8 protein-coding genes and 1 pseudogene are annotated in these 10,409 nt (G+C 74.1%); 5 read left to right on the top strand and 4 right to left on the bottom strand.

The features are described 5' to 3' along the window. The 4 genes and pseudogenes from NWP09_RS08925 to NWP09_RS08910 all read right to left on the bottom strand — a co-directional run. Positions 1-245: pseudogene (locus tag NWP09_RS08925) on the bottom strand (nucleotide exchange factor GrpE); the annotation flags it as partial. Positions 246-247: 2 nt separating this feature from the next. Next, positions 248-2,107 carry a molecular chaperone DnaK gene (gene dnaK / locus NWP09_RS08920; protein WP_258275169.1) on the bottom strand — a complete coding sequence of 620 codons (1,860 nt, stop codon included), beginning with the start codon at positions 2,105-2,107 and terminating at the stop codon, positions 248-250. Positions 2,108-2,281: 174 nt separating this feature from the next. Next, positions 2,282-3,469: a cation:proton antiporter gene (locus tag NWP09_RS08915; RefSeq protein WP_258275168.1), complete on the bottom strand. Its 1,188-nt coding sequence runs from the start codon at positions 3,467-3,469 to the stop codon at positions 2,282-2,284. Between the two features lie 3 nt (positions 3,470-3,472). Next, a complete protein-coding gene (locus NWP09_RS08910) occupies positions 3,473-3,955 on the bottom strand; it encodes a cation:proton antiporter regulatory subunit (RefSeq protein ID WP_258275167.1) in 483 nt (160 codons plus the stop codon). 92 nt (positions 3,956-4,047) lie between these two features. Between NWP09_RS08910 and NWP09_RS08905 the strand changes: the two genes are divergently transcribed. From NWP09_RS08905 to NWP09_RS08885, 5 genes are all read left to right on the top strand, one after another. Further along, positions 4,048-5,505 carry an MFS transporter gene (locus NWP09_RS08905; protein ID WP_258275166.1) on the top strand — a complete coding sequence of 486 codons (1,458 nt, stop codon included), beginning with the start codon at positions 4,048-4,050 and terminating at the stop codon, positions 5,503-5,505. 115 nt (positions 5,506-5,620) lie between these two features. Then, a complete protein-coding gene (locus NWP09_RS08900) occupies positions 5,621-6,373 on the top strand; it encodes an SDR family NAD(P)-dependent oxidoreductase (protein WP_258275165.1) in 753 nt (250 codons plus the stop codon). A 122-nt stretch (positions 6,374-6,495) separates the two neighbouring features. Next, the gene (locus NWP09_RS08895; protein WP_258275164.1) at positions 6,496-7,017 is read left to right on the top strand and encodes a 2'-5' RNA ligase family protein; all 522 of its coding nucleotides are present in this window, start codon (positions 6,496-6,498) and stop codon (positions 7,015-7,017) included. Between the two features lie 95 nt (positions 7,018-7,112). Beyond that, complete coding sequence (locus NWP09_RS08890; protein WP_258275163.1) at positions 7,113-10,025, top strand: AAA family ATPase; 2,913 nt, start codon at positions 7,113-7,115, stop codon at positions 10,023-10,025. Between the two features lie 142 nt (positions 10,026-10,167). Continuing rightward, complete coding sequence (locus NWP09_RS08885) at positions 10,168-10,395, top strand: hypothetical protein (RefSeq protein ID WP_258275162.1); 228 nt, start codon at positions 10,168-10,170, stop codon at positions 10,393-10,395. Positions 10,396-10,409: the final 14 nt, after the last annotated feature.

Raw genomic sequence — 10,409 nt, 5'->3', positions numbered from 1 at the left:
AATGCTCCACGTAGGGGTCCGTCGGCGGCGTCGGCTGTGTATAGGAGACGGCCCGCGGCCTGCGCGCCGGGAGCGTCACCGCCGGCCTCGGCCGACGCATCCGCCGCCCCCGCCGGGGCGGCCCCGGAGCCGGCCGAGGCCGGCTCGCGGGGCTCACCCGTGACGGGATCGATGCGGCGCTTGTCGTGCACCTTGGGCTCCTCGCGGCCCTCGGCGTCGCCCTGCTTGTCCTCGTTGTCGGCCACGGCTACTTCTTCTCGTCCTCGTCGTCGACGACCTCGGCGTCGACGACGTCGTCGTCCTGCGCCTGCGAGGCCTGCGGCTCGTCGCCCTCGGGCGCCGGCTGGCCCTGCGCCTGCGTCTGCTGGTAGATCGCCTCGCCGAGCTTCGACTGCGACTGCTGCAGCTTCTCGACCGCCGCCTTGACCGCGGCGTCGTCGTCGCCCGCGAGCGCCGACTTGACCGCGTCGACGTCCGCCTGGACGTCGTTCTTGACGTCGTCGGGCAGCTGCTCGGCGTTGTCGGTCAGCACCTTCTCGACCGAGTAGACGAGCGTCTCGCCGCTGTTGCGCATCTCGGCGGCCTCGCGCCGGGCGTGGTCGGCCGCCGCGTGCTCCTCGGCGTCCTTCACCATGCGGTCGATGTCCTCCTTCGAGAGGCTCGAGCCGCCGGTGATCGTCATCGACTGCTCCTTGCCCGTGCCCTTGTCCTTCGCGGACACGTGCACGATGCCGTTCGCGTCGATGTCGAACGTGACCTCGATCTGCGGCACGCCGCGGGGCGCCGGCGCGATGCCGGTGAGCTCGAACGTGCCGAGCGCCTTGTTGTCGCGCGTGAAGTCGCGCTCGCCCTGGAAGACCTGGATCGCGACCGACGGCTGGTTGTCCTCCGCCGTCGTGAAGGTCTCCGAGCGCTTCGTCGGGATGGCGGTGTTGCGCTCGATGAGCTTCGTCATCATGCCGCCCTTGGTCTCGATGCCGAGCGAGAGCGGGGTGACGTCGATGAGCAGGACGTCCTTGCGCTCGCCCTTCAGCACACCGGCCTGCAGCGCGGCGCCGACGGCGACGACCTCGTCCGGGTTGACGCCCTTGTTGGGCTCCTTGCCGCCCGTGAGCTGCTTGACGAGGTCGGAGACGGCGGGCATGCGGGTCGAGCCGCCGACGAGCACGACGTGCGCGATGTCGTCGACCTTGATGCCGGCCTCGCGGATGACGTCCTCGAAGGGCTTGCGGGTGCGCTCGAGCAGGTCCTTCGTCATGTTCTCGAACTGGGCGCGCGTGAGCGTCTCCTCGAGGTTGGCGGGGCCGTTCTCGGTGAGCGAGAAGTAGGGCAGCTGGATGCTCGTGGTTGACGAGGAGGACAGCTCCTTCTTCGCCTGCTCGGCGGCCTCCTTGAGGCGGCGCATCGCGATCTTGTCGTTCGAGACGTCGACGCCCGACTGCTCCTTGAAGCGCTGCTTGAGCCACTGCACGATCCGGTCGTCCCAGTCGTCGCCGCCGAGGCGGTTGTCGCCCGCGGTCGCGCGAACCTGGATCGTCGAGAAGTCGTCGTCCTTGCCCACCTCGAGCAGGGACACGTCGAACGTGCCGCCACCGAGGTCGAAGACGAGGATGAGCTCGTCCTCCTTGCCCTTGTCGAGCCCGTAGGCGAGGGCTGCGGCGGTCGGCTCGTTGATGATGCGGAGCACGTTGAGGCCCGCGATCTCGCCGGCCTCCTTCGTGGCCTGGCGCTCGGCGTCGTTGAAGTACGCGGGCACGGTGACCACCGCATCCGTCACCTTCTCGCCGAGGTAGGTCTCGGCGTCGCGCTTGAGCTTGCCGAGGATGCGCGCGGAGATCTCCTGCGGCGTGTAGGGCTTGCCGTCGATCTCCTTCTTCCAGTCGGTGCCCATGTGGCGCTTGACCGACGTGATCGTGCGGTCGACGTTCGTGACGGCCTGGCGCTTGGCCGGCTCGCCGACGAGGGTCTCGCCCTCCTTGACGAACGCGACGACCGAGGGGGTCGTGCGGAAGCCCTCGGCGTTCGCGATGACGGTGGGCTCGCCGCCGTCGAGGAACGCGACGACGGAGTTGGTGGTGCCGAGGTCGATGCCGACTGCTCGTGCCATGTCTTCTGCCTCCTGTTCGCAGCGGTGCTGCGCTCGTGCCTGATTCCGGCAGACGCGCCCGCCGACGCGCTGCGGCGGTGGACCCGTCTCCCGGAACCCCGGCTGCGACCCGCGCCCGGCGGGCGCTGACTTGAGTCGCGATGGCTCAAGTTTCCCACCTTGAGTCGAGCGGTGTCAACTTTCCCGGCTGATTCCCAGGCTCGCGTCGGGGGTCGAGCGACCGGGGCGCGACGAGCGCACGATCCAGCGGGCGAGCAGCGGCCCGCCGATCGCCGTGATCAGCACGTAGCACGCCGCGAGCTGGCCGACCTCGGCGTGCCCGGCGGCGACCGCGAGCGCCGCGATCACGATCGAGAACTCGCCGCGGGGCACGAGCGCGGCGCCGGCCCGCAGCCGGCCGCGGCGCTGCACGCCGTCGCGCGCGGCGGCGAGCCAGCCGGTGCCGAGCTTCGTCGCGGTCGTGACGGCGGCGAGCGCGAGGGCGGCCGGCAGCACGGGCAGCAGCTCGGCCGGCATGATCGGCAGCCCGAACGAGAAGAAGAAGATCGCCGCGAAGAGGTCGCGCAGGGGGCCGAGGATGCTGCGGGCGCGCGTGGCGAGCGAGGTCGGCACCGCGATGCCGACGAGGAACGCGCCGACCGCCGCGGAGGCGCCGAGCAGCTGGGTGAGGCCGCCGACGAGCAGCATGATGCCGACGAGCCGCAGGAGCACCTGCTCGTCGCTCGGGTGGCTGAGCAGGCGGCCGAAGCCGGCGGATGCGCGGCGCGACGCGAAGAGGATGGCCGAGACCGCGCCGAGCGCGAGCGCGACCGCCCCGAGCGCCTGCCACCACTCGGCGCCCGTGAGCACCGCGATCAGGATCGGCAGGAAGATCGCCATCGCGATGTCCTCGATCACGAGCAGCGACAGCACGGCGGGCGTCTCGCGGTTGCCGAGCCGGCCGAGGTCGGAGAGCAGGCGCGCGATGATGCCCGAGGACGACACCCAGGTGATGCCGGCGAGCGCGAGGCACGCGGCGAGCGGCATCCCGAGCAGCAGCCCGCACGCGAAGCCGGCTCCCGCGTTGAGCGCGAAGTCGACGACGCCCGATCGGCTGTGGCGCGCGAGCGACTGGCCGAGCTCCTCGGCGGTGAACTCGAGCCCGAGCATGAGCAGCAGGAGGAGCACGCCGATCTCGGCCGCCGGCTCGATGAACGTCTCCGCGTGCCCCACGTCGATGACGCCGCCCGCGCCGAGCCCGACGCCCGCGAGCAGCATGAGCGGCACGGGCGAGATGCCGATGCGGTGCGCGAGGAGCCCGAGGAGCGACACCGCGAGCACGACCGCGCCGAGCTCGAGCAGGAGTGCGGCGACGTCGTCCATGGTCTAGGCCGGCTGCAGCCTGACCCGCAGCTGCTCGATGCCGGTCGCCGAGCCGACGACCACGAGCTGGTCGCCCTCCGCGAGCGGCTCGGCCGGACCGGGCGCGGCGAGCACGTCGTCCTCCCGCACGATCGCGACGATCGAGCAGCCCGTGAGCGTGCGCGCCTTCGTGCTGCCGAGCGGGTGCCCGGCGAACGGGGACCCCGGCTCGATCGCGATGCGCGCCGACTCGAGCCCGGGGATCTCGCGCGTGACGTCGAGCATGCCCTCGGCGATGCGCGCAGCGCCGAGCAGCTCCGCGAGCGCGTCGACCTCGTCCTCGTCGAGCGAGAGCGCGAGGCGCACGGCGTCGGGGTCGTCGGGCCGCCGCACGAACAGATCGGCCTGCCCCTCGCGGTGCACGACGACCGACAGCGGCACGCCCTTCGCGGTGGTCATGTCGTACCGCACCCCGACCCCGGGGAGCAGCGTCTGCGTGATCTGCACGGCCGCATTGTCGCATCCGGCCCGCTCCCGACACACCTGCGCGACACCCGCGCGGCACCGGCCGTTCGCCGGCGGGCCCTACGCTGAGCCCCATGAGCGTCCCCTCCCACCAGCGGGCGGCCTCCGCCCCCGGCGGCCCCGCGACCGACGACCTCGTGCAGCCCTCGCAGATCGGCGTCCCGCCGGTGCCGCGCAGGGAGCTGCGCCGGCGCGCGACCGCCTGGGCGCTGTGGGACTGGGGCTCGGCCTCGTTCAACGCCGTCGTGACGACCTTCGTGTTCAGCCGCTACATCGCATCCGACCTCTTCGTCGACCCCGCGATCGTCGACGCGGCCGGCGAGGGCGGGTCGCCGGAGCTCACGCGCGCCCTCGCCGACAACGCCTCGGTCGTCGCATGGGCGGTCGCGATCGCCGGCCTGCTCGTCGCCGTGCTCGCGCCCGTGATCGGGCAGCGGTCGGATGGCGGGGGTCGCCGCAAGCTGTGGGTCGCGGTCAACACCGGGGTGACGATCCTCGCGATGGTGGGCATGTTCTTCGTCACGCCCGTGCCCGAGTACATCTGGCTCGGCGCCGCGCTGCTCGCCGCAGGCAACCTGTTCTTCGAGCTCGCGTCGGTCAACTACAACGCGATGCTGCACCAGGTCTCGACGAAGGAGTCGCTCGGCCGCACCTCCGGCTACGGCTGGGGCATGGGCTACGTCGGCGGCATCGTGCTGCTCGGGCTGCTGCTCGTGCTGTTCATCTTCCCCATCGCGTCGCCCGACGCGGGCGGCGTGCTCGGCATCCCGAACGGGCGCGAGGGCGGCGCGCTCGACGTGCGGCTCGCGGTGCTCGCGAGCGCGGCCTGGTTCCTCGTCTTCGCGCTGCCGCTGCTGCTGCGGGTGCCCGAGGTGCCGCCGACGGGTGCCGCGCCCGCCCGCGTCGGCTTCCTCGAGTCGTACCGCATCCTGTTCCGCACGGTCGGGCGCATCGCGCGCAGCGCGCCCAAGACGCTGCTCTTCCTCGCGGCGTCGGCGGTGTTCCGCGACGGGCTCTCGGGCGTGTTCACGTTCGGCGCGATCATCGCGTCGTCGGTGTTCGGGTTCAGCTCGACCGAGGTGATCGTCTTCGCGATCGCGGCGAACGTCGCGGCGGGCGCCGGCACCTTCGTCGGCGGCTGGGCCGACGACCGCTTCGGGCCGAAGGGCGTGATCGTGCTCTCGCTCGTCGTGCTCGTGCTCGCGGGCACCGCGGTGCTGTTCGTCGACGGCAAGGGCATGTTCTGGATCTTCGGGCTCGTGCTGTCCACCTTCGTCGGGCCCGTGCAGTCGGCGTCGCGCTCGTTCATGGCGCGCATCACGCCCGAGGGGCGCGAGGGCGAGATGTTCGGGCTCTACGCGACGACGGGCCGCGCGGTGTCGTTCCTCGCGCCGACGCTCTTCGGGGTGTTCGTCTCGGTGACCGGTGACACGCGCTTCGGCATCCTCGGCATCGTGCTCGTGCTGCTCGCGGGCCTGCTGCTCCTGCTGCCCGTGCACCCCAGGCCCACGACGATCGACGACCGCGACTGACCGGGCCGGACCGCCACCGCGAAGAGATCCGACCGCCGCCCGGTTGCACTCGGTGACCGGCCGCAGCGGTCGGCCTCAGACGATGCCCCGACCGGGGCGCGAAGGAGTGAGCAGCATGAGTGGACAGTTCGCAGGCAGGACCGCGGTCGTGACGGGCGGCGGCTCGGGCATCGGCAAGGCCGTCGCGGTCGGCCTCGCCGCCGAGGGCGCGAACGTCGTGGTGAACGACCTGAAGCTCGAGGTGGCCCAGGCGGTCGTCGACGAGATCACCGCCGCGGGCGGCACGGCCGTGGCGATCGCCGGGAACGTCGGCAACCCCGACGACGTCAAGGCCGCGGTCGACAAGGCGGTCGAGAAGTACGGCGCGCTCCACCTCGCCTTCAACAACGCGGGCATCGGCGGGCCGCAGGGCCTCGCGGAGGACATCGACATCGAGGGCTACCGGCAGCTCATGGACGTCAACCTCCACTCCGTCTTCTACGGCCTGCGCTACCAGCTGCCGCAGATCGTCGCCGCCGGCGGCGGGGCGATCGTCAACACGTCGTCGATCCTCGGCGTCACAGGCGACGCGAACGCGCTGCCCTACGTCGCCGCGAAGCACGGCGTCGCCGGGATGACGAAGGCCGCCGCGCTCAGCTACGCCCAGAAGGGCGTGCGCGTCAACTCGGTGCACCCCGGCTACATCGACACCCCGCTGCTCAGCGGGCTGCCGCAGGAGATCTACGACGCGCTCGTCGGCAAGCACCCGATCGGCCGTCTCGGCCGCGCCGAGGAGGTCGCGGAGCTCGTGCTCTTCCTCCTCTCCGACAAGGCGAGCTACATCACCGGCTCGCAGCACCTCGTCGACGGCGGCTACACCGCGCAGTAGGTCGCACCGCGCAGTAGGTCGCACCGCGCGGCATCCGCGCCCAGCGCCCCAGCACCCAGGGCCGATCCGCTTGGCGGGTCGGCCCTCGGCGGTCTCGGCGGCGGATGCGCGAGGCTGGTCGGGTGGACGGCGAGCGCGCGAAGGCCATCACGAGCGTCGAGCTCCTGCTCGACCCCGCGACGGAGGCCGCCGTGCGCGCCGAGTGGGAGGCGCTCGCGGCCGCCGGGCTCTCGAGCCTCGCGGGCCACGAGGCGCCCAGCAACCGTCCGCACGTGACGCTCGTCACGCGCTCGACGGGCGTCCCGCATCCGCTCGTCGTCGACGCACCGCTGCCGGTGCCGGTCGAGCTCGGGGCGCCGCTGCTGTTCGGCGACGGCGACCGGCGGGTGCTCGCGCGAGCCGTCGTGCCCTCGCGCGCGCTGCTCGAGCTGCACGCCGCGGTCGCGCGCGCGGCCGGCCCCGGCGACGACCTGCCCCACCAGCTGCCGGACCGCTGGATGCCGCACGTCACCCTCGCCCGCCGCCTCCGCGTCGTCGACCTGCCCGCCGCGCTCGCGCTCGTGGGGCCGCGCATCGAGGGCGAGGGCGTCGCGCTGCGGCGGTGGGATGCGTCGACCGGCACGGTCGCGCACGTCGCGCCGTAGCCTCCCCGGCGGTGCCGTCGCCCCACGCGCGGGCTGGTGGCGCTCCTGGCGGAGTGGGACCATGAGCCATGCTGTCGCCAGCGACGAGTCCGGCGATGGTCGGACGCACGCGCGAGCTCGAGGCGCTGCGCTCGGCGCACCGCGCGAGCCTCGGGGGGACGCCGCGCGGCGCCGTGATCGCCGGCGAGGCGGGCATCGGCAAGACGCGGCTGCTCGACGACTTCCTCGCGAGCCTCGACGACGGCGTCGCCGTCGCCGTCGGGCGGTGCGTCGCCCTCGGCTCGCTCCCGACGCCCCTGAAGCCGATCCGCGACGTGCTGCGCGACCTGCTCGAGCACTTCGGCCTCGAGGCGGTGCGCGCAGCCGCCGCGCCGGTCGAGCGGACGCTCGCGGCGGTGCTCCCGGAGCTCGCGGACGGCGAGCCCGGCTCGATCAGCCAGGCGGAGCTGCACGACGCCGTGAGCCTGCTGCTCGAGCGGCTCTCGGCGGTCGAGCCGCTCGTCGTCGCGTTCGAGGACGTGCACTGGACCGACCTGCCGACCCTCGACCTGCTGCGCAGCCTCCTGCGCACCCTGCGACGCGGGCGCGTGCTCGTCGTGCTGAGCTACCGGTCGGACGACCTCGGGCGCGGGCACGCGCTGCGGCCGTTCCTGCTCGAGCTCGAGCGCGCCCGCGACATGACGCGGATCGAGCTCACCCGGCTGGGCCCCGACGAGGCCGCGGAGCAGCTGCGGCTCATCCGGGGCAGGGCGCCCGACGCCCGCGCCGCCGCCGCGCTCGTCGCCCGGAGCGACGGGATCCCGTTCTTCATCGAGGAGCTCGCGAGCCTCGACGGCGCCGCTGCGGGGGCGATGCCCGAGACGCTGCGCGAGCTCGTGCTCGGGCGGTACGCGAGGCTCAGCCCCTCGACGCAGGCGGTCGTGCGGCTGCTCGCCGCGGGCGGCGAGCGGGTCGAGCACCGGCTCGTCGAGCGCGTGCACGACGGCGAGCCGGAGGCGTTCGAGGCAGCGATCCGCGAAGCGATCGACGCGCACGTGCTGCGCGCGGACGCGACCGGCTACAGCTTCCGCCACTCGCTCACCCACGAGGCGGTGCACGACGAGCTGCTGCCCGGAGAGCGCCGCCGCTTCCACGCGCGCTTCGCGGAGGCGCTCGAGTCGCTCGAGGCGCTCGAGCCGCGGGCCGGCCGCTCCGCCGAGATCGCCCACCACTGGCGCGAGGCCGGCGACGACGAGCGCACCTTCTCGGCACTCGTCGCAGCCGCGCGCGAGGCGCACGCGACGGGCGCGCCGCTCGCGGCCGCGCAGCTCGGCGAGCGTGCGCTCACGCTGTGGCCGCGGGTCGCGGACGCTGAGGAGCGGTCGGGCGGCACGCAGGCGAGGCTGTTCCTCGAGGTGGCGCGCGCCTACGGCGACGCCGGCGACTCGAGGGCGCTGCCCGTGCTCGAGCGCGCGCTCGAAGCCGTGCCTGAGAGCGATCGGCTCGGCCGGGCGCTGCTGCTGCACGAGGCGATGGTCGTGCGGCACGGCGACGGGCTGCCGGGCGCGCTCGCGCTCGCCCGGCAGGCGCTCGATCTCGTGCCGGATGAGCCGGGCGACGACGCGGCGCGCGCTGCTCGCGCCCGCGTGCTCACCGGGCTCGGGGTCATCGAGTCGCTCGAGCACCTGCCGGGCGCCCGCGATCGGCTCGAGCAGGCGGCCGCGTACGCGCGCGCCCTCATGGGGTCGGCGAGCGACCCCCGGGCGGTCGACGCCGCGAAGTTCGAGCTCGTGCGCGCGCTCACGAACCTGAGCCGCGCCCGGGCGATCGGCGGCGATCCGGACGGCGCGCTCGCAGGGCTCGGCGATGCGCTGCGGCTCTCCGGCGACGATCCGGTCGCCCGGCTGCGGCACGCCGAGCAGGCCACGTGGCTCCTGCACCACCTCGGGCGGCACGCCCAGGCGGCGGGGCTCGCCGAGCGCAGCCGCGAGGCCGCGGCAGAGGCCGGCATGGAGCGGGGCTTCGGCGCCGAGATCGCGCTGCTCGGCGCCCAGTCGCTCATCGCGCTCGGGGAGCTCGCCGCCGCCGCAGGCGTCGCGGCGCGCGTGCGGGCGACGCAGCCGGCCCGCACGTCGATGGCCTACTGCGCCTCGGTCGAGGCCGAGCTGCTCGTGCTGCACGACGACCCGGAGGGCGCGGCTGCGCGGCTCGCGGAGGTGCGGCTCGCGATCGACGACATGCGCGCGACCGACGCGAACGACGACATGCACTTCGGCCGCGCGATCGCGCTGCTCTCGCTCGGCAAGGACGACCTCCACACCGCGTGGGCGCAGGTGGAGCGGCTGTGGGAGTGGCCCGCGCCCGAGCCGGGGCCGTCGTTCCCCCTGCTCTCCGTCGGCGCGCTCGTGCTCGCGCGCATGCGCCGCAGCGCCGCCGAGCCGGCTCGCATGACCGCGGAGGAGGGCGAGGAGCGGCTGCTGGCGACGCTCGACGAGGTCGCGGTGTGGGATGTCGCCGACGACTGGCGCGCGGTGATCGAGGCGCAGCTGTCGGGCGCCGACCGCGCGGGCGCGGACATCGACGCGTGGCGGGCCGCGGAGGCCGCGGCCGCGCGCGGTCGGCTGCCCGTGCGCGTGCACGTCCACACCCTCTACCGGCTCGCCGACGCGCTCCTCGTCGCAGGCGGCGAGCGCGACGAGGCGGCGTCGGCCCTCGAGCAGGCGCTCGAGACCTCGACCCGCTGCGGCTTCCTCCACGCGGTGCGCCTGCTCGAGGCGCTCGCCGGCCGCGCGCGGCTCTCGCTCCCGAGCGCGAGCGCGTCGCACCGGGGCCCGCGCTCGCCGGAGCTCACGACCCGCGAGCGGCAGGTGCTCGAGCTCGTCGCGCAGGGCCTGACGAACCGGCAGATCGGCCAGCGCCTCTTCATCAGCGACAAGACGGCGAGCGTGCACGTCTCGGCGATCCTGCGCAAGCTCGGCGCCGCGACGCGCGCCGAGGCCGCCGCGCGCGCGGCCGCGCTGCTCGGCTGAGGCGGCAGGCAGGTCCGAGCCTGCGCCTAAGGGGCCCGCCCTCCGCGCCGGCCGCGACTACGGCATCCGCCCGATGCACCGGCGCCCCCTCAGGGAGCAGAGTCGTCGCAGTCCGCAGCCCAGCACTCAGGAGCGATCGATCATGGGACAGCTCGACATGCACCTCGCCCGGTCGGTCGCCGACGAGCGCCTGGCCGACGCGATGCGGCTCGCGGAGCACCGGCTCCGCACCGCCGAGCGCCTCGAGGGCACCGTGGCGCCGGCCCGCCCGTCCCGCATCGAGGGCGTGCTCGAGCGGCTGCACGCGACGCGGCTCGCCGTGCGCCTGCACCTCATCCACGCGCAGCCGGCGGAGATCGTCGCGCAGTAGGCACGCTCCGCCCC

The sequence above is a fragment of the Agrococcus sp. HG114 genome, from assembly GCF_024723325.1.
Lineage (GTDB): Bacteria > Actinomycetota > Actinomycetes > Actinomycetales > Microbacteriaceae > Agrococcus.
This window is presented reverse-complemented; position numbering and strand designations above follow the sequence as displayed.

What these genes read in the sequence shown, in the direction of transcription:
- dnaK (WP_258275169.1), bottom strand. Translation starts at nt 2,107, where the DNA reads ATGGCACGAGCAGTCGGCATCGACCTCGGCACCACCAACTCCGTCGTC.
- NWP09_RS08915 (WP_258275168.1), bottom strand. Translation starts at nt 3,469, where the DNA reads ATGGACGACGTCGCCGCACTCCTGCTCGAGCTCGGCGCGGTCGTGCTC.
- NWP09_RS08905 (WP_258275166.1), top strand. Translation starts at nt 4,048, where the DNA reads ATGAGCGTCCCCTCCCACCAGCGGGCGGCCTCCGCCCCCGGCGGCCCC.
- NWP09_RS08900 (WP_258275165.1), top strand. Translation starts at nt 5,621, where the DNA reads ATGAGTGGACAGTTCGCAGGCAGGACCGCGGTCGTGACGGGCGGCGGC.
- NWP09_RS08890 (WP_258275163.1), top strand. Translation starts at nt 7,113, where the DNA reads ATGGTCGGACGCACGCGCGAGCTCGAGGCGCTGCGCTCGGCGCACCGC.
- NWP09_RS08885 (WP_258275162.1), top strand. Translation starts at nt 10,168, where the DNA reads ATGGGACAGCTCGACATGCACCTCGCCCGGTCGGTCGCCGACGAGCGC.